Origin of the sequence: Meishania litoralis (genome assembly GCF_042611095.1) — a bacterium.
Classification (GTDB): Bacteria; Bacteroidota; Bacteroidia; order Flavobacteriales; family Flavobacteriaceae; genus Meishania; species Meishania litoralis.
Genome location: NZ_JBHFPV010000002.1, coordinates 792,115 through 812,424 on the forward strand (window position 1 = coordinate 792,115; position 20,310 = coordinate 812,424).

The window sequence follows — 20,310 nt, forward strand, 5'->3', positions numbered from 1 at the left end:
GGATAAAGGAATTAAAACTTGGGAAGAAGCCATTGAATTTGTAAGATGCTTACCATTTGGGCGAAACTCTAATCGAACAGATTTTAAATTAGTCATTTCAGAACAAAAAGGAAGTTGTAGTTCTAAACATGCAATGCTAAGAAAACTAGCAGAATTAAATGATATTCCAAACATAAAACTCATTCCTGGAATGTATCGAATGAATGAAACAAACACGCCAAAAGTTGGAAATGTGTTAGCTATAAATAAGCTGGATTTTATTCCAGAGGCACATTGCTACTTAAATATTGAGAAAAAAGAATTGATGTAACAACTTCTGAAAGCAATTTCAGCAAACTTGAAAATGATATCATTGAGAACTTGAAATTCAACCAGAACAAGTTGCTAAATTTAAGGTTAATTTCCACAAAGAGTTTATTAAAGACTGGATAAAAAAGACCAACTCAAAATTAGAATTTACTCAGCTTTGGACTATCAGAGAAAAATGTATAAAAAGTTTAACACAATAAAATGGAATTAAGCCCAGAAATTAAGAAGTACATCAATAAGAGTGTGTTATGTTGGCTTGCAACAGCTTCCCCTGATAATGTCCCTAATGTTTCTCCAAAAGAAATTTTTAATTATTACGATACAGACAAAATCATTGTTGCCAATATCGCTTCGCCTCAAACTGTCAGGAATATCAAGGAGAACAAAAATGTGTGTGTCAGTTTCATTGACATCTTGTTACAAAAAGGATTTCAAATCAAAGGAAAAGCTAGAATAATTACAAAAGTCGATTCTGACTTCTTGGAAATGGAAAAAATTTTAACTGAAATGACAGGAGGCGATTTTCCTTTTACTACGATCACGGAAATTACAGTAGAAAAGACTAAACCCATTCTTGCACCAAAATATGTGCTTTATCCAGAAACAACTGAACAAGAGCAAATAGCAAGTGCTAAAAAGGCCTATGAAATTTAGAACTAAACAAGAATTAAACCCAGAAAAAATGAGTGAAAATGTTCTTTTGAAAGAAAATCCAAAAATTGAAATTCAATTTTTGAAGAATGTATTTCAAATCATTGATGAAAAGACAATTCAAAATACTGGTATTTATAACTATAGTGATTTAGAATATGTGGAATTAAATAAAATTTGGTTTCCAAAACTAGCAAAATGGTTACGAATAATTACTTGGATCTTTAATGGTGTTCCTTATTTTCCGGATCAGAAGTCTTATAAAAAAGCTAACGTTATTATTCACCTCAAAAAAGAAAATATTGGTATTTGGCTAACCAATTCTTGTATGGTGACACAAGCAAAAAAGATAAAGAATCTATTGGATAATAAAAGATTGTAAAATGATGACCTTTAGAGAAGCAACAAGAAATGATATCCCAAAAATAGTAGAACTACTTACTGATGATAAACTTGGAAAAATAAGAGAGAATTATCAAATACCATTACCAGTTGAATATCTAAACGCTTTTGAAAATATAGCTGCCGACCAAAATCAAGAACTCGTTGTTGTAGAAAACGAAAACTCTGAAATTATTGGAACTTTACAGTTATCTTTCATCCAATATCTAACTTATCGTGGTGGTATAAGAGCACAAATCGAAGCTGTCAGAATCAGAAAAGACCAAAGAGGACTTGGCATTGGAAAAACAATGTTTGAATGTGCAATTAATAGGGCAAAAGAGAGGAATGCCCATTTATTGCAATTGACAAGTGACAAACAACGGCTGAAAGCAATTAAATTCTACGAAAATTTAGGATTTAAAGCAACCCACGAGGGAATGAAAATGCACTTCTAATTAGAAAGCCAGTTACCAATAAAAACAAAAAAGAAGAGGTTTAAGCACTTAGTTTAGGATGAATTTTTTAAACTTAGCTACTGTTGTAAATCGAAAAGTCAGTGTTTAAAAATCCGCTACTTTCTTATAAAAAAACCGAATTGCCATATAACACTCACATGGGATCCTCGCCACCGACCGGCGTCTAACCTAAACGACGAATCGCCGAACAATAGTTGCCCGATTTCACTATATTTCGTTAAAATTCGCAGAACTGCGTTTGGCCCTTCAGTTGGCAATAATATAAACTATGTCTCTTAACGAACATTGATAATTGAATTAAATGAACAAACTACTACTATTATTATTGAGTCTGTCAATTCTGAGTTGCGGAGATAATAAATCGAGCGACAAAAAAAAAGACACAAATACTTCTACTGGTATAAATTGGATTTCATTTAAATGGATTGGAGGCGAGCAAGGAGGTGAATATTATGATAAGCTGGGAATGGAAGTTCCACTCGTCATAAATGACTCTGTGAAATGCTATGCACAATTTGATTTAGGGGCTAATACTAATATGCTTTATGAGTCAACTCTAGAAAAGCATACTCAAATTAACCGAGATTTTATTATTGATACTGTCGATACGGAAGATTATTATTACTGGTTGCGTAATCCTAATATCAAAATAGGAAATAAAATAAGTGCAGTTAAGGATTGGATAGTTAGGAATGACTATGATGCCGAAGGTGTTATAGGAACAATTGGAGCAAAGGAATTTTCTGAACGTGCTTTAATAATTGACTATGTTAACAATAGACTAGCAAGCCTAGATTCTATTCCTTCAGAATATGCAAAGAATTTCGATTTTTTTGATTTTACCATAAGAAATAACAAAGTCATTTTAAAGGTTTTGATTAACAACCAAGAATATGATGTGAATTTTGATACTGGATCGAGCATCACTCCTCTTTTGGTAAGCAATAAAATTTTGTTTGACGAATTGACGGATAAGAGCAAAGGAAACTATGACTTACATAAATTTCACTCTTGGGGTACTACTTATGACACTATCCCTGGAGCATACTCAAAAGATAACTTTATAATCAATGGAAAAGATTTTGGAAAACAGATTATTTATTATTTAGATTCTGATTATCATCGAAACTTATTTATTGAGGATAATATTGATGGACTTTTAGGATCTATTCTCTTTTTTAAGAGTGAAATTTTGATAGATTTTAAGAATAAAAAAATGGGAATAGAAGTTGCTAACATTGGTAACCGTTGCACAAGCCCCTGACCGACCATGGAACAGTTCGATATAAGCCCTTTTACGGGGCTTTTTATGGTTCGGTCAAAAACGAAACGACGAATTCCCGAACGATAGTTGCCCGATTTCACTATATTACCGTAAAATGCGAAGAACTGCGTTTGGCCCTTCGGTTGTAGCACATATAAAAGAACTAAAAATGGCTGAAGAAATTAAAACAGATTACTGTATCCTAGGAGGAGGTATCGCAGGAATTTTATTAGCAAGTCAATTAGTATCTTCTGGTAAAAAGATCACGATCATAGACCAGGGTCCTCGATTTTCAGAAGAAGATCGTGCTAATATGTTGCAACAAAGCAAAAAGGACTTAAATGATTTTGCTGATTACAATGATGATGTTGACCCGTCTATAATAACACCATTAAGTTCGGAGACTGCAAAAGATGATGTGATTGAATGGACTAATTATAGATTATTTGGACTGGGCGGTACAGCGCTTCATTTTCAGGGAATTATGATGCGGCCCACAGAGGAGGACATGAAAGTCAGATCGCTTTTCGGTTATGGTCGCGATTGGCCTATATCCTACGCTGACCTGGAACCCTGGCTTTTGAAAGCTGAATACGAAATTGGAGTTGCCGCAAATGAGGACAACCCTTATGCTTCACACCGGTCGGGATCTTTTCCAATGCCGGGCCATCCACCTTCCTATTTTGATAGTGAGTTCTTTGCCCCCGGATTAAAAAAAATGGGGATGGCAGGACACTCATGTCCGATATCCGTAAACTCAGTTCCTTATCGAGGACGCTCGGGATGTTTGGCTTGCAGAGCATGTAAATTTTGTCCTTCCGGAGCACGATATTCACCTGACAGGGTTCATATCCCGATATTGGAGAAACATGAAAATGTTGAAATAATAGAGCATTTAAGTGTTCGGAGATTAGAGACTAATCAAGAGGGAAATAAGATAGTTGCCGCACACGCATTGCGAATTCAAGATAAGTCAGAAGTCACAATTCTGGCAAATAATTTTATTGTGGCAATGGGAGGTGTAGAAACCGCTCGGATGCTTTTATTATCTGCGGACCATCATCATCATAAAGATGGCCTTGGAAATATGGGAGGGCAACTTGGCCGTGGGTTTAGCGACCATTTGTCTCCTTATATAACCTATGATATGGGAAAGCCGATAGGAAATCGTTTGGGCTTTGAGACCATGACATCGGATCATTTCAGGACGAATGCGGATAGAAATGAACACCCAACTTTTTCTTTGTTCTCTTCTCCCGCCATGGATTGGTTTCCAATAGGCAATGAAGCAACTATGTGGTCATCAAAAAACAATAGGCTTTCTCTCGATGAACTAAGGGAACGAATACCTCGCATGGCAACCATAGTGTCATATGGTATAGAAAATGTAAATACCGGTAGTATGCTAGAATTGGACAAAGATATATTGGATGCTTTTGGCGATCCAGTGGCAAAAATCACTTTTAAACTGACGGATTGGGATATGCAAGGGTATCACAAGTTTACGGAAGTTGCCACAAAATTAGGTGAAGCTATGGGGGCACAAGACATTTCGGAGGTCAGTCCACCCGGAGCTAATGTAGGTTATCATCCATCAGGGGCCACCGCTATGGCAAAGAATCCAGATAAAGGAGTTTGTGATGAAAACCTAAAAGTATTTGGACTCAAGAACTTGCATATAGTCAGCAATTCGGTATTCCCTCATATGGGCGCAAATGTACCTACACTGACAATTTCAGCTTTGGCCCTGAGGTTGGCGGATCATCTTAAAGGAATAAAATAAATAATTATGGAAAATATAACGCGACGTCGATTTGTAATACAAAGTTATAGACTGCTTGCTTTTATACCTTTTGCTGGAGTTCTAAGTTGTACTGAAGAATCTAAATTAAGTGCCGAAGAGTCTTTAAAAAGACTAATCTATATTGTTGGCCCCTGGACGCTTGAAGATCACCCGATAGCAGAAGATTTCACAAATCGATTCCTTGTAACAGAATTTGCAAAGGAATATCTACCAAAATCGGTTGATTTGATTCAAAGTCTTTCCAAGCAAATTGCTAAAGAATCAGCGGAAGTTAAAGAAATTGATCTTGGTAAGTTACCCTTGGAAGAACAAGATTTGATAATGACATTATCAAAGCAACTATACAGTTTTGTAGAAGTAAGATTTTATGTTTCAAACGAGCCTCCATGGGGCGCATGTCAGGGAAATCCCAAGTGGCATACGAGAATTCCGAATTAAAATTTTGAATTGTTTACGATTAGTGGATTAATACGCGCTACAACACAAGCTATGATGTCAATGCCTCTTAAACGTCGGCACGGCGCATAGCCAAACCGAATTGCCATATAACACTCACATGGGATCCTCGCCACCGACCGGCGTCAAACCAAAACGAATCGCCGAACGATAGTTGCGCGATTTCACTATATTTCGTTAAAATTTGCAGAACTGCGTTTGGCCCTTCGGTAAACAATGGCAGAAATGAAAAAACCATACATACTTTTACTACTTTTTTTTGTGGCCAAAATGGTTTTAGGCCAAGACGGAATTAAACCCATTATCGATGTTCATCTTCATGGATTCACACCTGAGACGTACAAATTCATCGAAGGGTCGCCTCCAACCTTTGAAGATTTTAAAAATGAAATGCGCAAAGTGTTCGAAACCTATAACATTGTTTACGCAGTTAAAAGTGGCGGACAATATGATGAGGATATGGAAGCGAATATGCTCGAAGGTTACGAATCGAACAAATTACTGGACACAATAGAATTTAAAAGACTGATCAAGCAAGGAAAAATTCAAGTTTGGGGTGAGATACAGCCCATGTTCAATGGAATGACTCTTGCCGATGATGCTTATGCACCTTACCTAAAAATATGTGAGCAAGAAGGTATTCCGATTGCCTTGCACACTGGGCGTGGGCCAACAAATATACATCTTCGCTACCCTAACTATCGATTAGCTTTAGGTGACCCCTTATTGCTAGAGCCCGTTTTGATTAAATATCCTAAACTGAAAATATATCTGATGCATGCTGGCTTACCCTTTTATGAAAACACCCTTGCCCTAATGGATTCTTATCCACAAGTATTTGTGGATTTGGGATGGATATTGTATTCCTACCGCAAAATAACCCAGAGCCAAGCCGAGGACTTTTTGCGCAAGGTTAAAAAATATGATATGATTGACCGAGTAATGTTTGGTTCAGATTGTATGTACTGGCCAGATGAGTTGGAAAACAGTATAAAAAAACTAGAGAGCTTTGATTTTTTGACCGAATTGGATAAAAGAAAGATTTTTTACCAAAATGCGGTCATGTTCTTTCAATTGGACGTTAAAAAAAACTAACGCAATTCAAGCGGTATATGATTTAATCGCGGGTGGAAATTCAACAAGTGAATTTCCTGCAATCAAATATCTTTAGTCCCAGGAGGACATTTTCCGTCGAAAAGCCCGCAGTCAATCATACACGTGCCATTGGCTACAATTTTGAGAAAGAAATACTTATAATCAATAAACTAAAGGTATTAAATAATGTATGAAACATTTAATGCCATAATAGCACTAACAATGTTGGTGTCCGTTGATATTAAATCTTGATCTGAATGGACACCAAAAAATTTAGATGATAAGATTTTTATGAAGAAATTGTATTTCATGGATTCATCTTTTCCCGACTTGAAAAAATGGTCCCGGGTAGATATGCAACGACTATTGCCTTTATTGGAACGGCCATTATTTTTGGCGCATATCACTATCGATTAGGCGGGGCCGGACTTTTAAATGCATTGATCGTAGGTGCAGTATATCTTGGGCTATTCTTATTTAATAAAAGAAATTTATGGTATCCTATATTCGGCCATGGCGTATATAATACAATTGTAATAACCCTAATTTACCATGTATATATCTTAGTACAACCTGTAAACGGCATTAAAATGACCGTTCGTGCGCAACCGGGTCATAATACATTCAGATGAATTTCACTTTGATTATGCATTTTATGTAAAGAAGGTACCCGATTCCATCTCAAAAGACAGATATAAAAGTCATAATGATATATGCTCAAATCATAAAATATTCGACCCAACGTAGCATTAGGTGTTTTGACCATTTAAAAAATGAAGGATAACTTTATGCCGTGATCTTTAATCACCCAAAATTGTGAAAGCAAAATTGAGTTTGGACGTATTATCAACATTGGAATGTTCCAAGAATTGATCGACTATAATAAACGCTGTAAGTAATAGAGGTGATAATTCAACTTGACATCGGCGCAAATTTCCAAATCCGTGCCATCCCCGCACCACCATTAAGTATTTATCATATCTTCGTGGGCAAGACTCAACTGCCTTGGCCTTAAGTTGCAACCCATTATTATGGATCTCGACAAAATTTTATTTGAAGTAGAAAAGGCATATGCCCCATTGTCGATCGATGCCCAACAAGAGTTCGCTGCCGCATCTAAAATCAGTAACTTCAAAAAAGGTGAGATCGTTGTTCGTGAGGGGCAATATTCCAAAAAAGCGTATTTAATCGTAAAAGGGTGTGCCAGGGCCTATTATCTAAAAGACGGTAAGGATATTTCTGATTGGTTTACGTTTGAAAATCAGTTCATGGCCTCCATAATAAGTTTTTTCAGCGATGAACCGAGTCCGCACTATATTGAATTTATCGACGATTCAACAGTTTTGGAGTTCTCAAAAAGTACGGTTGACGAACTCTGTGAGAAGCATCATGATTTTGAACGCTTTATCAGTAAAGTAGTGACCGAAACCATGTTGGGACTTTGCGAACGGTTACATACCATTCAATTTGCAAAGGCCGATGAGCGATATGGTCATTTAATAGGCATTTACCCAGATATTGCCCAAAGAATTCCGTTAACCCACATTGCTTCCTATTTAGGCATTACTTTAGAGACTTTGAGCAGAATAAGAAATCGCAAAATGCGAATTTGATTTATATCAAATGACAAGACTTCCATTTCAATGAACTTTGTAAAAAAATCAAAACAATGGAAGACAATAACAAATTGCCAACATCTATTTGGGGAAAATGGTGGTCGCCGATCAGAAAATGGTTTTATCCCTCTTGGCTTATATACGAAACATCTTATCGTTTTTACGACTATGCGGTAGCGGTGCACTTGTACCTCAAAAATATCGGCAATGAATATTTGGCACTGGTAAGCGGCATGGCCACCTTTATGGTTTGCACTGCCTTCTTGACCGTAAGCACTTCTTTTCTTTTATTCAAATTCTTTAGCGTCGAAAATTTGACGGGTACTCGTTTCGAGGAAAGGATGAAACCCTTATTTTAATAGAACATTCAAAAAAAAAAAAATGGAAAGAATACTTATTATAAACGGTCATCCAGATCCTGAAAGCTTCAATTTCGGACTTTCAGAGGCTTATAAAAAGGGCGCCCTGGCTTCTAAAGCCGAGGTAAAAGAGATAAACATCAGGGATTTGGATTTCAACCCAAATCTTGAATTTGGATATCGCAAACGAATGGAATTGGAACCTGACCTGCTTGAGGCCCAAGAAAAACTAAAGTGGGCTACCCATTTGGTCTGGGTCTATCCCGTTTGGTGGAGCGCCCTGCCGGCAATGACCAAAGGATTTATAGACCGGATCTTGCTACCGGGTTTCGCTTTTAAAAAGAAGCATAATTCTTTGTGGTGGGAAAGGCGTTTAAAAGGAAAAACGGCCCGGATTATTTGTACTTTGGATCAACCCCCGTGGTATTACCGGTGGATCAATAGAAGCCCAAGCCACTACGCCATGAAAAAGGGAACATTGAATTTTATCGGAATAAAAAAGGTTAGGATCACGACCATTGGACCTATACGGCTATCAACAGAATCGTTCAGAACAAAGTGGTTGAAAAAAGTGGAAAGACTTGGGGCGTTGAACAAATAATAACCGGCCACACTTGGGAGCAATGATCATTAAGTGTTGAGAAATTGACCACTATGAAACTGAAGGAAAAGAATTCACTACTTTTTGCATTGCTGCATTGATACTAACAGGTTGCGAAGCTTTCGATTACCGACAATAGCTATAATTCATGGCTACTTTTTATTAAATTGATACGCTAAACGAAAAATCGGCTGAAAATAGGCGAATAGTCCCTCGGGTCTTAGGTTTTTAGCCATAAAATAATACGATGGCATTCTATCAATTCAAGCGAGCCCAGCACTTTGACCAACCTATCTCCGATCTATGGCATTTTATTTCGAAGCCCGTAAACCTCAAAAAAATAACCCCCGATTACATGGGCTTTGATATTGTGCCCGACGATAACCCCGATGAAATGTACGAAGGTATGATCATAGGCTATAAAGTATCGCCGCTATGGGGTATCAAGACGACTTGGGTTACCGAAATAACCCATGTACGCCATCAAAGCTATTTCGTAGACGAACAACGCGTTGGCCCCTATAAATTATGGCATCATCAGCATTTTTTGGAAGAAAGTGACGGGGGCACCCTAATGCGGGATATTGTAAGCTATCAGCCTCCGTTCGGTATTTTGGGTAAAATCGCCAACAGCATTATCATTGAACCCAAACTAAAAGAGATTTTTGATTATCGCCAGCAAGCCCTCAACCGGATATTTGAAAAATAAAGGCATCATACACCGCAATTGAATTCGTAGTACCCTTGGGGCACCTTATTTAATATGCTTACTTTTAGTAAACTTCTAATTTGGAACCATGAAAAAACAAGCAAACATTCTCTTTACGGTTATAGTGCTGATCGGTTTTCAAAACGTATTCGGTCAAAACAATCAAGCAGAAATACCCAAATCGGCTAATATGTTGCAGGCGGTGGCCAATTCGGAATATGATCTGATCATTCGAATAAACAGGGATATGAACGACGAAGAAATCGAGTCCCGAATCAATGTTCTGCACGGTTTTGACGGCGACATAAGGATTGATTTTTCACGGGACGAATCAGGAAATATCAAATCGCTTTCAGGTTCAGGAGGCAAATCCAGCGGCTCGTGTATGTCAGATGACTTTGGTTTTCTGATAATCGGTTTAAAAGACGGCAAATGGAAAAGCTGTATGATCGGTGACAAAAAGGATATTCGCTGAATATTTCAACAATATCTTTTCAAAAAAAAGCCGCAACCCACGGTGGTAGGTGTCCTTGTGATTTTTTTGTTTTTACGTTTGGGGCAATCCTCTGTTTTAGCAGCGAACAGTTTTAACATGGGCTAAGTCGCTTATTTTTTTCGTTATTCCATTTTGGCAATACTGTCTTAAATTTAAAGAATGGATCTTAGCATCATTTCCTACCTTTCATTCTTAGCCGCCTTTCAACTTTTATTTGTAGGCATCTTTTTGATTACACATAAAAAAGGAAATCGACGTAACAACATCTTGTTTGCCTCAATATTTATATTGATCGCATGGAATATGGGTGTTCTTACCTTACAAATAAACGGGGTCGTATTCAATTGGAAATTTTTACCACATATCGATGACGGTTTTTTTCTGCTCTATGGTCCTCTATTTTATCTATATGCCCTAGGAATCATCTACCAAGACCATAAATTGACCCGAAGACACCTATTGCATCTGGGGCCCTATATATTGCTAACGATTTTACTTCTTATGTTCAGAAATCAAAAACCTAGTACTGCACAAGAAATCATGACAAACGATTTGCCCTGGCAGTACTATTTGATCAGTGCCTTGATGTATATTCATTTTTTTGCCTATCTGGCAATGACCCATAAAATTTTGTCAAAATATGCCAAGGTAATCAAGAACAAATACTCCCAAATAGATCAAATCAATCTTGGTTGGTTGAGTTTTGCGCTCAAGACTTTTATATTTATGGGCCTTGCGTCTTTGATTCAAAATTTCATTGGGTTGGCCGAAAACAGATATGTATATATTTTGGCCCTTATCTTCCTACTCATATTCATCTTTTACTTTGTTATCAGGGTCATTCTCAAGGCCTTGGAACAACCGGAAATTTTTGCGGGCATAAGCCGAACCGAATCGGTCAAATATTTAGGATCCAATTTAACATCGAAAGCAATCGAAAAATATAAGCAGCGACTATTGGGTTTCATGGAGACCGAAAAGCCTTTTTTAAATCCTGAATTAAACATCGGGGAGCTGGCCGAACAACTATCTGTTCCCACCAAGCAACTTTCTCAGGTAATCAATCAATCGTTCAACAAAAGCTTTTTCGACTTTATCAATACTTATAGAGTTCAAGAGGTTCAAAAAATCCTTAAAGAAGCCAAAAATGACAAGCTAACGGTTCTCGAGGCCATGTACCAAGCGGGATTTAATTCTAAATCTTCTTTTAATACCGCCTTCAAAAAAGAAACGGGACAGACCCCGACAGAATATCGGAGATCCATGCTGTAAATGCGACCGACATCCTGAAGTCGGTCGATTTGAATCAAAATTATCGAGATACTTGTTGTAGCATTTAAAAAACCAATGGTATGCAACAAGAAACAAGATCACATTACCCATCAAATGCGTTTGGACGATTTTGGATGTCGGTTCCCTTGGTCATCCGATCGGCCCTAATAGGTTTTGGCATCACTACTTTTGGTGTTTCAATTTGGGGACTTTTTGTTGAAAAAGTTCCACAGGGCTTGTCCTTTGTGCCCATGGGCGCGTTTCTTGTTTTTTATTGGATGTATTTCAGGGGCCGATGGAACCCTTCGAACACAAAAGCATTCCGTCGCGCATGTACGAGGCGTACCCAGCTAAACAGTCGAACATGGTCTTGGGGGCTAATCGGTGCTTTGTCATTTTTTATATTCTGGCACTCCTTTCTTGTATCAACTTTTCGCATTGTTGAGTTTCGGCCAGCGACATTTAAAATATTTGGGCATCTCAACGATTCGTCTTTTGAGAATTGGTCATTGATAATCATGGCGTCAATTGTTGCCGGAATATGCGAAGAAATCGGTTACAGGGGATATATGCAGGTACCCCTGGAGCGAAGATACGGTCCCGTTGTGGCCATTTCAATAACTTCGGTAGTTTTTGTGCTTATACACCTGCATCAAGCCTGGGCAAGTGGCCCAATTTTGGTCTTGCTCTTTGTAATTTCGTTTATGGGGGGCTATTTGGCTTTTGCTTCGAAATCACTTCTACCCAGTATCATAGGTCATGTCGCGTTGGACATTGTCAATTTTTCGTATTGGTGGTCAGATGTTCTCGGCACCTTTGAACGTAAGCCAATAAGCCTTACAGGTGTAGACGCTCACTTCATATGGTCCATTATCGCCCTTGTTCTGTCAACCGGTTTATTTGTTCTTTCCGTCAAAAAATTACTCCTTAGTAAGACTTGAGTTCAATGTATCTTGCAATTGGCAGTCAATTTTTGGGCTTTGGGCCACTCCACTAACCTGCCTCACGGCATTAATCAAATAGCATATACAACCAAACTACATTTGGCTTTTAATGGGGCATGCCAAATATCAATGAAAATCAACCGAAAAATTGGCCCAGTGCCGATGGTTGCTGCAACAACCAACCCGTTAGACTGTTCCGTGGTTTGTTCGATGCCATGACGCAATGCGGTACTTCCGCACTCTTGAACATCACACATCTAGCGGCTATGGGTTCGACCAAGAACGATGTGTCGTCTTTCAAGAAAATACCCAGCTCGCCCCCATCGCCTTTTTGCCAATCTTCGTTCAAATACATGACCATACTGATCGTACGGTTGTTTCTCGTATTGAACTGATCCAGATGTTTGTCGTAGTGGCCACCTTGAGGGTAATGGGCCAAATGGAATTCATACCCCGCCAATCCTAGAAAACAATAGCGATTGAATATGAACATCGTCTCGTCGATCAAGCGCCAGAATCCGTCCAAGGCCGAATCTCTTTGTCTGTCTAGCCAAAAAGTATAGTCCCCGCGTATGTCGCCACGTACAATGTTGTCGCCCAACGCTCCGATACCGGCCTTGGTAAACCCATCAAAATGTGATTGAAAAAATTCTCGTATGGTCTTTAATAGATGTCCTTCTAAAAAGTTATCGACGACAACGTAATCGTTTGAAGAAAGCTCATCCATCCAGAAAAGCCAATCCTCCAACCTATGGTAGTTTTCCAATTTATCTAAAAAAAAGTGGGCAAATATAGATTATTTCCCAATAGAAAATTAAAATATCACCGACCCGACAACGCGTCCATGACATACCATAAAAACGTGTGGTCAAACACGATTCATAACAAGAATGAAAGATCGGTCGAACGATTTTATTCCCTGGTCTCACCTATAAAGATTAATCATATCTTAGTAGGTGTACTATGAACAGTGAAGTTGCAGACATCTTAAAGGGGATGGTGATAATTCCCATTGGGCTTGCGATTATTTTAGTACCATTTTCCATCTTGATAGGATGGAACGTGGTGACTCTATTTCTGTTTTGGTTCATTCTGATACCAGGTGTGATAATTTACCTGCCAACAAAGGTTTCAAGCAAGAAGCATCATCTATTCAAATCATTGGCAGGGTTGGTCGTCTTCTATGCCATTATGATATTCATGATTTACGAACACTACAAAACCGATTATTTTAGTGTTATGATTATAAGCAGCATCATTAATCTGATATCGATTTTCGTGTTCGCATGGGCAAATGGCAAGCAAATAAGGGTAGATTAAAAAGGCGGGGCGGCCATTTACGAATAGCACAATAAGGCACAAAGGTGCATGAATCGGGCGGCAAAAAGTATTTTCCAAAACAGGTTTTGTTGGCCGCGGTCGCACAAGGCAGAATTGTCTAGCAAGGCACATAAATACAGATTCCTTTACGCCCGTCGTCCTATTTCACTATATTTCCAGAAAAGGTTAAAACTTCTCGCAGATTGTACAAAAAAATGCCGCATCGAGGGGTATTACCCATGTTTTAAAACCGCTGTCATGAAAGTGTTATTTCTTATTCCGTTATCCATCATTTGTACGGTACTGTATCCACAAAAAGCAAAAAAACCGGATAATGCCGTACTTGATTTTAAAAATCTGTTCAGTTCATCAATGAAAAATGATGTCGCGTGTTTCAGGATACCCGCCCTGGCGACGGCACCTAATGGCGACCTCATCGCCGCTATAGATGAAAGGGTTGCTTCATGTGGTGATCTAAAATGGAATAACAATATAAATATTGTGGTCAGACGTAGCATCGATAATGGAGATTCTTGGTCGGCCATTGAAACTGTGGTCGATTACCCATTGGGAAAATCGGCGTCAGATCCCTCAATGATAGTTGACAAAATAACAGGTGAAATTATTTTGTTCTTCAACTATATGGATCTGGAAAATGAGAAAGACGTCTACTATTTAAAAATGACCAAAAGCAGTGATAACGGAAAAACCTGGAGCGCCCCCGAGGACATTACTTCTCAAATTACCAAACAAGATTGGCACCGTGATTTCAAGTTCATAACATCGGGGCGGGGTATGCAGACCCGCGAGGGCAAATTGGTACACACTTTGGTCAATCTGCAAAAAGGCTTGTTCCTCTTTGAAAGTAATGACCATGGGAAGAATTGGAGCTTGATAGACACGCCTATCGAACCCGCGGACGAATCTAAAGTGGTCGAATTGAGCGACGGTTCGTGGATGGTGAACAGTCGTGTGAACAATTTGGGCAATCGTTTTGTGCATATATCTTCGGATGAGGGAAAAACATGGAAGTCCATGCCGGATCCATCGCTTATAGACCCGGGATGCAATGCCAGCATAATCCGGTACAGATCCAGAAATGAAGAACCGGGTACGTACATCTTACTTTTTTCCAATGCAAATGATAAGGGGCAGCGTAAAAATATGACCGTTAAAATAAGCACCGATGAAGGTAAAAGCTGGTCGAAAGGCAAGACCCTATATAAAGAAAGTGCGGCCTATTCATCAATGACCGTTCTTTCCAATGGTGATATCGGTATATTCTTTGAAAGGAACGAGTATCAAGAAAATGTTTTTGCCCGTTTTTCGATACGTTGGCTCACGGATCGAAGGTAAGTTGAAGGATTTAACGCCACGAGGCAACAACGCGTTCAAGGCCGAACACCGATTTTATTACCCTTGGGCCACTTATCTTAACATTGAGCTAAAATCAATTTCATGACCCTATGACGGAAGCTAATCAACTCAAATACCGGACCTTTCAGTCAAATTGCCCCGTCTTTCATTTGAAATCGATTTTTGGCGCGACCCTAATAGGTCAAGGCCTCATATCTCTTCGGCCAACCAAGCCTTCATCATCCAGACTGTTTTTTCTTGTTCGCTAATGAAATCGCTCATCATACTGTTGGTACCTTCGTCATTGGAGACATCGGAAGCTTCCAGTATTCTTCTTTCAATGACCAACAATTCCGTTAGCGAATCAATGACCAGGCGAATGGCATCTTCATCCCGGGTCACGTTCTTGCCCACGGGCACCTTTGAATTATCGATATAGTCCTTAAAAGTATGCTGGGGCACGCCACCCAAGGTTAGGATGCGCTCCGCGATCCCATCGACCTTCATGTTGGCATCGGTATAGAGTTCCTCAAACTTAATGTGAAGGTCAAAAAAACGTTTTCCCTTAATGTTCCAATGTATGCCTCTGAGATTCTGATAATAGGTCTGAAAATTGGCGAGCAATGCGTTCAAATCATTGCTCAGCTCTTGCGATTTCTGGGCATCTAAGCCTATGCTATTTAGTTTCATGTCTATTTCCTTTTAGTTTTGTATAAATTTATTAAATATTAAACGCTTATTTATATAAATTTTATCGATAGTTTTTATACTTTTATTGTTCAATATTATCACCTATGACAATTACCCAATTGCAATACGTATTAGCAGTCGCCGAGTACCAGAATTTTACTTTGGCCGCACAAAAAAGCTTTGTAACCCAACCGACATTGAGCATGCAGGTGCAAAAATTGGAAGATGAACTCGATGTCTTGATCTTCGATCGGAGCAAAAAGCCCATAGGCATAACCGAGGTCGGCAAAAAAATAGTTACCCAGGCAAAAAATATTGTCAACGAGGCCGAACGCATTAAAGATATCGTAGATCAGGACAAAGGTTTTATCGGCGGCGATTTTACCCTAGGTATCATACCAACGATCATGCCAACGCTATTGCCAATGTTCCTGAAAACATTTATAACCAAATACCCGAAGGTCAATCTCATTATCAGGGAGCAGAGTACCGAAGACTTGATCAGTGATATCTTGGAGGGCCATATCGATGCAGGCATTGCCGCGACACCCCTTGAAATCGAATTTATCAAAGAACGCCCATTATACTATGAGCCCTTCGTTGGTTATGTGCCTGAAGGCCACCGACTCGGAAAATCCCAAAAACTGGACCCCAGTGACCTTGATATCTCCGATGTGCTTTTGTTAAAAGACGGACATTGTTTTCGTGACGGTGTCATAAATCTTTGCAATAGCTCCAAAAAAAGGTCTGACGAGCACTTTCAACTGCAAAGCGGTAGTTTCGAGACTTTGGTGAATCTCTCCAATGAAGGTATGGGAATGACCCTTTTGCCCTATCTGAATACACTGGAACTTGATACGGGCAAAAAGAAGAACCTGAAACATTTCAACAACCCTTCGCCCGCGCGCGAAGTAAGTCTTATCTACCATAAAAGTGAACTGAAGATTCAAATCACAGAGGCCTTGCGCGATGTAATATCGGGGATTGTCAGGGGCGCCATCGCCTTTCAGGATGTAAAGATCATAAGTCCGGTAAGCGGAAAATAAAAAATCCCGCCGATGGCGGGATTTGTTTTTTTATGCCTTTAAATAAACAAGGCTTTGTTGTAGTTCGGGCTTATCGGTTATAAAGCCAAGCAGCCATTGTTTTAATTCTTCTATTTCTTCCGGTAATAATCTTGCTACCGCCTTTTTAACTTCTTTGCAAAACAGTTTTGTGTCAAAACTAACTTTTTTGAGCACCGTTTTCGTGTACTCAAGCATAGCTCTAGCCATATTACAAATTGTTTTTAGATTAGTTGTTACCTACAATGTAAAGTTAACAAGCAAAAGGTATATTATATTGCGCCTCGGGCGTTAAAAATTAGATAAATTCATGTTAAATTGGACAACATGCATAAGACCGATCATTTTTTTGGCAAATCGACATGGGCAAACCGTGCATCTAAAGTACTGGTATTGTTATTTTTAATAGGATGCGGGACAACAAAAAATCGAATTCAAAAACATGTCGCCACAACCATTGATTCTCCTTTTTTCAAGAATCAGTTTACGGGGCTTTTAGTAATCGACCCCATCACGAAAGATACCCTCATCGACCGCAATGGTGCCCGCTACTTTACCCCGGCCAGCAATACCAAGATTTTCACACTTTATGCCGCCTTGCAATTGCTGCCCGACCAGATTCCCGCTTTGAAGTCCATTCTCAAAAACGACACACTTTTTATCGAAGGAACGGGCGATCCCACCCTACTCCACCCCCACTTCAATGACAGCACGACAATCGAATTTTTGAAAGGATATAAAAACATCGCACTCTATCTCAACAATTTTCATGAGCAAAAATATGGTCCAGGGTGGTCTTGGGACGATTATCCATACTATTATCAACCTGAGCGAGCGGCTTTCCCCCTATACGGAAACGTGGCCACTATTTTCGGTGGCGATTCGACACAAGTATTACCAGAGCATTTTAAAAAGAACGTTGTCGATCTCGACCTACCCAAAAACAGGGAGGCTGAAAAAAACATCTTCTACTATGCCGCCTCACGACGTGACACTACTGAAATTCCCTATCGGATCGATAGCACTTTGACACGCATATTGCTCGAAAAAGCATTGAACAAAAAGGTCACTGTGGTAAACAAAATCCCTAAAGGAGAAAAAAGTATCGTCTATGGTATGTCTACCGATTCCGTTTTAAAACGGATGATGCACCAAAGCGATAATTTTTTGGCGGAACAGTTGATGCTTTTGTCCACCAGCACCTTGACCGACACCTTGAATTTCGCCAAGGCGCGCGACCATATTCTTGAAAATCAGTTGGTCGATCTAAGGCACCCCCCTCGCTGGGTCGATGGATCCGGACTTTCGCGTTACAATCTTTTTACACCGCAATCGATGGTTCATGTGCTGCAGAAATTATATGGGGAAATTCCTCGGGAACGCTTGTTCCATTTTTTTCCTGCCGGAGGAGTTTCAGGTACTTTGGAAGATTGGTACCCCGGAAATCATGAACCTTACATCTTTGCCAAGACCGGAAGTCTGGGCAACAATCATTGTCTTAGTGGATACCTCATCACAAAATCGGGCAAGACTTTGATTTTCAGTTTCATGAACAATCATTTTCGAAATCCATCCTCGGAAGTCAAAAAGCGCATGCAAGCGATTCTTGAGACAATTCGGGATAGTTATTAGCGGTTGGCGGTTGGCGGTTGGCTGTTGGCTGTTGGCTGTTGGCTGTTGGCTGTTGGCTGTTGGCTGTTGGTTAAAGAAACAAACTTTCAACTTTCAACTTTCAACTTTCAACTTTCAACTTTTAACTTTTAACTTTTAACTCCTAACTCCTAACTCCTAAGCCCTAACTTATTGATTTCCGCATATTGCAATAACATTATGGTTTTTGCATCCTTTATTTCACCTGATTTCACCATTTCAAGTGCTTTTGCGAAAGTTATTTCCAGTACCTCGATGTTCTCGGTCTCATGTTCGGCACCACCCCCTTCGCCCACTTTCATATTGTCTTCGTATTCGCCAACGAACAAATAAAGGATTTCTGTCACGGATCCAGGCGACGTATAGGTCTCAAAAACCCGTTTTACATTGTCTATTCTATAACCGGTCTCCTCTTCGGTTTCCTTGCGAATGCAATCCTCGGGGTTGTCGCCATCCAACAATCCGGCACAGACTTCGATCATCATTCCGTCTTCATTGCCATTGACATAGGTCGGCATTCTGAACTGCCGGGTCAGGACTACGGTACTTTTTCGTTTATTATAAAGTAAAATCGCGGCGCCATTGCCCCGGTCGTACGCCTCGCGGTGTTGGGTCTCCCAAGTACCGTCCTCTTTTTGGTATTCGAAAGTGAACTTGTTCAAGGTGTACCAATTATCAGATAGTAATTGTCTTTTGATATTCCGGATTTTTCTATTTCCCAAAACGTATATTTTATATTTCCTAAAGATAGATTTTGCATCGATGTAATAAAAGTCGGTAGTTATTTGGCACCAATAAAAAGGATAAAAACCTATTTTCGTATTTGTGCTGTTCGGAAACAGCCGGTCCAAAATCAAAACGCTGGTACTATGATGAAAAGGAAACTGTTCTTCGCCCTTCTAATTATTCCTGTGATGTCTTGGGGTCAAAAAGTGAATCTCGCCGCCTTTGACAACCTGCTGGACAAAAAATGGCATGCAGAAGGAGCATGGGGAGATGGAAGTAAATTCAAGCAAGAAATTATTTTTGAATACGATTTGGAAAATGCAATATTAATTAGTCGATCAAAGGGTTTTACCAATGTAGAGCAAAGCAAGTATGGCAATAGAAACCATGGTATTCGAAAAGTCAATGCCGACTCGACCGGCATAGATTTTTGGGAATTTGATGTTTTCGGGGGAGTTACCAAAGGTAAGGTCATCATAAAGGAGAAAGACATTTTATATCAGTATGATTACGGAGGTTCCAAAGTAACCGATTACTGGGAATACGTCAACGATTCCATCTATAATTTTACCGTCGGCAGCTATGAAAATGGCACATGGAACCAAAAATACTTGACCTGTCAATTCACCGGTCAAAACATAGACCGAAAATCGAAACTATATCTCAAAGTAAAGGAAACCTTGGTCGGCAATTGGATTTCCCCGGCCTGGGATGGGCAGCTTATCGAAATGTGGTCTGTCGACAAGGATCAAAACCTGGTACAGACATCGAAGTACATAGAAGGTAAAAAGGTACTGTTCAGATCACAGAACAAAATTGAGTACATAGGCGGCGAATTGATCTTGATAAGTGTTATCGAGAATAGTGACCCCAAGATATTCAAAGCGGTCGAAGCCAATGGTTCGCGAATTGTCTTTGAAAACAAAGAATACAAAAATCCTAATCGCGTTGAATACGTTTTATATGAAAAGACTTTTCATAGAAAGATAAGTGGCGCCGAAAACGGGTCACCGACCAGTTATACCTTTAAATTTGAGCCTTTCAAAGAATAACATGGCCTTTACGCGC

General features: G+C 39.4%; 25 protein-coding genes. 21 read left to right on the forward strand and 4 right to left on the reverse strand.

The window, feature by feature from the left end; translation table 11 throughout:
- Positions 1-133 precede the first annotated feature (133 nt).
- The 16 genes from ACEZ3G_RS12705 to ACEZ3G_RS12780 all read left to right on the forward strand — a co-directional run bounded on the left by ACEZ3G_RS12705 (position 134) and on the right by ACEZ3G_RS12780 (position 12,433).
- On the forward strand, positions 134-310 hold the full coding sequence (locus ACEZ3G_RS12705; protein ID WP_432425869.1) for a hypothetical protein: 177 nt from the start codon (positions 134-136) through the stop codon (positions 308-310).
- 200 nt (positions 311-510) lie between these two features.
- Positions 511-963 carry a pyridoxamine 5'-phosphate oxidase family protein gene (locus ACEZ3G_RS12710; RefSeq protein WP_432425870.1) on the forward strand — a complete coding sequence of 151 codons (453 nt, stop codon included), beginning with the start codon at positions 511-513 and terminating at the stop codon, positions 961-963.
- A complete protein-coding gene (locus ACEZ3G_RS12715; RefSeq protein WP_432425871.1) occupies positions 953-1,342 on the forward strand; it encodes a hypothetical protein in 390 nt (129 codons plus the stop codon). Before ACEZ3G_RS12710 ends, ACEZ3G_RS12715 begins: the two co-directional genes overlap by 11 nt.
- Before the next feature lies 1 nt (position 1,343).
- The gene (locus ACEZ3G_RS12720) at positions 1,344-1,799 is read left to right on the forward strand and encodes a GNAT family N-acetyltransferase (protein ID WP_432425872.1); all 456 of its coding nucleotides are present in this window, start codon (positions 1,344-1,346) and stop codon (positions 1,797-1,799) included.
- Between the two features lie 322 nt (positions 1,800-2,121).
- A complete protein-coding gene (locus tag ACEZ3G_RS12725; protein WP_432425873.1) occupies positions 2,122-3,084 on the forward strand; it encodes a hypothetical protein in 963 nt (320 codons plus the stop codon).
- Positions 3,085-3,199: 115 nt separating this feature from the next.
- Positions 3,200-4,867 carry a GMC oxidoreductase gene (locus ACEZ3G_RS12730; protein WP_432425874.1) on the forward strand — a complete coding sequence of 556 codons (1,668 nt, stop codon included), beginning with the start codon at positions 3,200-3,202 and terminating at the stop codon, positions 4,865-4,867.
- Positions 4,868-4,873: 6 nt separating this feature from the next.
- The gene (locus ACEZ3G_RS12735; protein WP_432425875.1) at positions 4,874-5,326 is read left to right on the forward strand and encodes a hypothetical protein; all 453 of its coding nucleotides are present in this window, start codon (positions 4,874-4,876) and stop codon (positions 5,324-5,326) included.
- 243 nt (positions 5,327-5,569) lie between these two features.
- Entirely contained in the window at positions 5,570-6,439 is an 870-nt protein-coding gene (locus ACEZ3G_RS12740; protein WP_432425876.1) for an amidohydrolase family protein, read from the forward strand.
- Between the two features lie 299 nt (positions 6,440-6,738).
- Positions 6,739-7,071, forward strand: a complete 333-nt coding sequence (locus ACEZ3G_RS12745) for a CPBP family intramembrane glutamic endopeptidase (RefSeq protein WP_432426071.1) — start codon at positions 6,739-6,741, stop codon at positions 7,069-7,071.
- 399 nt (positions 7,072-7,470) lie between these two features.
- Positions 7,471-8,052 (forward strand): Crp/Fnr family transcriptional regulator, encoded by a 582-nt coding sequence (locus ACEZ3G_RS12750; RefSeq protein WP_432425877.1) that lies wholly within the window; start codon positions 7,471-7,473, stop codon positions 8,050-8,052.
- A 56-nt stretch (positions 8,053-8,108) separates the two neighbouring features.
- Positions 8,109-8,414, forward strand: coding sequence for a hypothetical protein (locus ACEZ3G_RS12755; protein ID WP_432425878.1), 306 nt, complete (start codon positions 8,109-8,111; stop codon positions 8,412-8,414).
- A 22-nt stretch (positions 8,415-8,436) separates the two neighbouring features.
- Positions 8,437-9,015, forward strand: a complete 579-nt coding sequence (locus ACEZ3G_RS12760; RefSeq protein ID WP_432425879.1) for an NAD(P)H-dependent oxidoreductase — start codon at positions 8,437-8,439, stop codon at positions 9,013-9,015.
- A gap of 247 nt (positions 9,016-9,262) precedes the next feature.
- Positions 9,263-9,724: an SRPBCC family protein gene (locus ACEZ3G_RS12765; RefSeq protein ID WP_432425880.1), complete on the forward strand. Its 462-nt coding sequence runs from the start codon at positions 9,263-9,265 to the stop codon at positions 9,722-9,724.
- Positions 9,725-9,812: 88 nt separating this feature from the next.
- Positions 9,813-10,199 (forward strand): hypothetical protein, encoded by a 387-nt coding sequence (locus tag ACEZ3G_RS12770; protein ID WP_432425881.1) that lies wholly within the window; start codon positions 9,813-9,815, stop codon positions 10,197-10,199.
- Positions 10,200-10,379: 180 nt separating this feature from the next.
- Positions 10,380-11,492 (forward strand): helix-turn-helix domain-containing protein, encoded by a 1,113-nt coding sequence (locus ACEZ3G_RS12775; RefSeq protein ID WP_432425882.1) that lies wholly within the window; start codon positions 10,380-10,382, stop codon positions 11,490-11,492.
- 80 nt (positions 11,493-11,572) lie between these two features.
- Positions 11,573-12,433, forward strand: coding sequence for a CPBP family intramembrane glutamic endopeptidase (locus ACEZ3G_RS12780; protein ID WP_432425883.1), 861 nt, complete (start codon positions 11,573-11,575; stop codon positions 12,431-12,433).
- A 139-nt stretch (positions 12,434-12,572) separates the two neighbouring features.
- Here ACEZ3G_RS12780 and ACEZ3G_RS12785 read toward each other — a convergent pair whose 3' ends face one another.
- Positions 12,573-13,202, reverse strand: a complete 630-nt coding sequence (locus tag ACEZ3G_RS12785) for a 2OG-Fe(II) oxygenase (RefSeq protein ID WP_432425884.1) — start codon at positions 13,200-13,202, stop codon at positions 12,573-12,575.
- A 197-nt stretch (positions 13,203-13,399) separates the two neighbouring features.
- Here ACEZ3G_RS12785 and ACEZ3G_RS12790 point away from each other — a divergent pair, with 197 nt between their 5' ends.
- Positions 13,400-13,756 (forward strand): hypothetical protein, encoded by a 357-nt coding sequence (locus tag ACEZ3G_RS12790; protein WP_432425885.1) that lies wholly within the window; start codon positions 13,400-13,402, stop codon positions 13,754-13,756.
- Between the two features lie 258 nt (positions 13,757-14,014).
- Positions 14,015-15,112 (forward strand): sialidase family protein, encoded by a 1,098-nt coding sequence (locus ACEZ3G_RS12795; protein WP_432425886.1) that lies wholly within the window; start codon positions 14,015-14,017, stop codon positions 15,110-15,112.
- Between the two features lie 210 nt (positions 15,113-15,322).
- Here the strand turns inward: ACEZ3G_RS12795 and ACEZ3G_RS12800 are convergent, their stop codons facing one another.
- The gene (locus tag ACEZ3G_RS12800) at positions 15,323-15,802 is read right to left on the reverse strand and encodes a Dps family protein (protein ID WP_432425887.1); all 480 of its coding nucleotides are present in this window, start codon (positions 15,800-15,802) and stop codon (positions 15,323-15,325) included.
- A gap of 104 nt (positions 15,803-15,906) precedes the next feature.
- Here ACEZ3G_RS12800 and ACEZ3G_RS12805 point away from each other — a divergent pair, with 104 nt between their 5' ends.
- Complete coding sequence (locus ACEZ3G_RS12805; protein WP_432425888.1) at positions 15,907-16,848, forward strand: hydrogen peroxide-inducible genes activator; 942 nt, start codon at positions 15,907-15,909, stop codon at positions 16,846-16,848.
- A gap of 30 nt (positions 16,849-16,878) precedes the next feature.
- On the opposite strand, the gene ACEZ3G_RS12810 is transcribed toward ACEZ3G_RS12805, so the two are convergent.
- The gene (locus tag ACEZ3G_RS12810) at positions 16,879-17,076 is read right to left on the reverse strand and encodes a hypothetical protein (RefSeq protein ID WP_432425889.1); all 198 of its coding nucleotides are present in this window, start codon (positions 17,074-17,076) and stop codon (positions 16,879-16,881) included.
- 117 nt (positions 17,077-17,193) lie between these two features.
- Here ACEZ3G_RS12810 and ACEZ3G_RS12815 point away from each other — a divergent pair, with 117 nt between their 5' ends.
- Positions 17,194-18,498 carry a D-alanyl-D-alanine carboxypeptidase/D-alanyl-D-alanine-endopeptidase gene (locus ACEZ3G_RS12815; protein ID WP_432425890.1) on the forward strand — a complete coding sequence of 435 codons (1,305 nt, stop codon included), beginning with the start codon at positions 17,194-17,196 and terminating at the stop codon, positions 18,496-18,498.
- Positions 18,499-18,647: 149 nt separating this feature from the next.
- On the opposite strand, the gene nudK is transcribed toward ACEZ3G_RS12815, so the two are convergent.
- Entirely contained in the window at positions 18,648-19,238 is a 591-nt protein-coding gene (nudK, locus tag ACEZ3G_RS12820; RefSeq protein ID WP_432425891.1) for a GDP-mannose pyrophosphatase NudK, read from the reverse strand.
- Positions 19,239-19,385: 147 nt separating this feature from the next.
- Between nudK and ACEZ3G_RS12825 the strand changes: the two genes are divergently transcribed.
- A complete protein-coding gene (locus ACEZ3G_RS12825; protein WP_432425892.1) occupies positions 19,386-20,294 on the forward strand; it encodes a hypothetical protein in 909 nt (302 codons plus the stop codon).
- The last annotated feature ends 16 nt before the right edge of the window (positions 20,295-20,310 follow it).

Coding starts and splice junctions, on each gene's coding strand:
- ACEZ3G_RS12790 (WP_432425885.1), top strand. CDS start 13,400: ATGAACAGTGAAGTTGCAGACATCTTAAAGGGGATGGTGATAATTCCC.
- ACEZ3G_RS12755 (WP_432425878.1), top strand. CDS start 8,109: ATGGAAGACAATAACAAATTGCCAACATCTATTTGGGGAAAATGGTGG.
- ACEZ3G_RS12760 (WP_432425879.1), top strand. CDS start 8,437: ATGGAAAGAATACTTATTATAAACGGTCATCCAGATCCTGAAAGCTTC.
- ACEZ3G_RS12825 (WP_432425892.1), top strand. CDS start 19,386: ATGATGAAAAGGAAACTGTTCTTCGCCCTTCTAATTATTCCTGTGATG.
- ACEZ3G_RS12705 (WP_432425869.1), top strand. CDS start 134: ATGCTAAGAAAACTAGCAGAATTAAATGATATTCCAAACATAAAACTC.
- ACEZ3G_RS12710 (WP_432425870.1), top strand. CDS start 511: ATGGAATTAAGCCCAGAAATTAAGAAGTACATCAATAAGAGTGTGTTA.
- ACEZ3G_RS12720 (WP_432425872.1), top strand. CDS start 1,344: ATGATGACCTTTAGAGAAGCAACAAGAAATGATATCCCAAAAATAGTA.
- ACEZ3G_RS12715 (WP_432425871.1), top strand. CDS start 953: ATGAAATTTAGAACTAAACAAGAATTAAACCCAGAAAAAATGAGTGAA.
- ACEZ3G_RS12775 (WP_432425882.1), top strand. CDS start 10,380: ATGGATCTTAGCATCATTTCCTACCTTTCATTCTTAGCCGCCTTTCAA.
- ACEZ3G_RS12770 (WP_432425881.1), top strand. CDS start 9,813: ATGAAAAAACAAGCAAACATTCTCTTTACGGTTATAGTGCTGATCGGT.
- ACEZ3G_RS12750 (WP_432425877.1), top strand. CDS start 7,471: ATGGATCTCGACAAAATTTTATTTGAAGTAGAAAAGGCATATGCCCCA.
- ACEZ3G_RS12810 (WP_432425889.1), bottom strand. CDS start 17,076: ATGGCTAGAGCTATGCTTGAGTACACGAAAACGGTGCTCAAAAAAGTT.
- ACEZ3G_RS12725 (WP_432425873.1), top strand. CDS start 2,122: ATGAACAAACTACTACTATTATTATTGAGTCTGTCAATTCTGAGTTGC.
- ACEZ3G_RS12740 (WP_432425876.1), top strand. CDS start 5,570: ATGAAAAAACCATACATACTTTTACTACTTTTTTTTGTGGCCAAAATG.
- ACEZ3G_RS12805 (WP_432425888.1), top strand. CDS start 15,907: ATGACAATTACCCAATTGCAATACGTATTAGCAGTCGCCGAGTACCAG.
- ACEZ3G_RS12765 (WP_432425880.1), top strand. CDS start 9,263: ATGGCATTCTATCAATTCAAGCGAGCCCAGCACTTTGACCAACCTATC.
- ACEZ3G_RS12730 (WP_432425874.1), top strand. CDS start 3,200: ATGCGAAGAACTGCGTTTGGCCCTTCGGTTGTAGCACATATAAAAGAA.
- ACEZ3G_RS12735 (WP_432425875.1), top strand. CDS start 4,874: ATGGAAAATATAACGCGACGTCGATTTGTAATACAAAGTTATAGACTG.
- ACEZ3G_RS12800 (WP_432425887.1), bottom strand. CDS start 15,802: ATGAAACTAAATAGCATAGGCTTAGATGCCCAGAAATCGCAAGAGCTG.
- ACEZ3G_RS12815 (WP_432425890.1), top strand. CDS start 17,194: ATGCATAAGACCGATCATTTTTTTGGCAAATCGACATGGGCAAACCGT.
- ACEZ3G_RS12795 (WP_432425886.1), top strand. CDS start 14,015: ATGAAAGTGTTATTTCTTATTCCGTTATCCATCATTTGTACGGTACTG.
- ACEZ3G_RS12780 (WP_432425883.1), top strand. CDS start 11,573: ATGCAACAAGAAACAAGATCACATTACCCATCAAATGCGTTTGGACGA.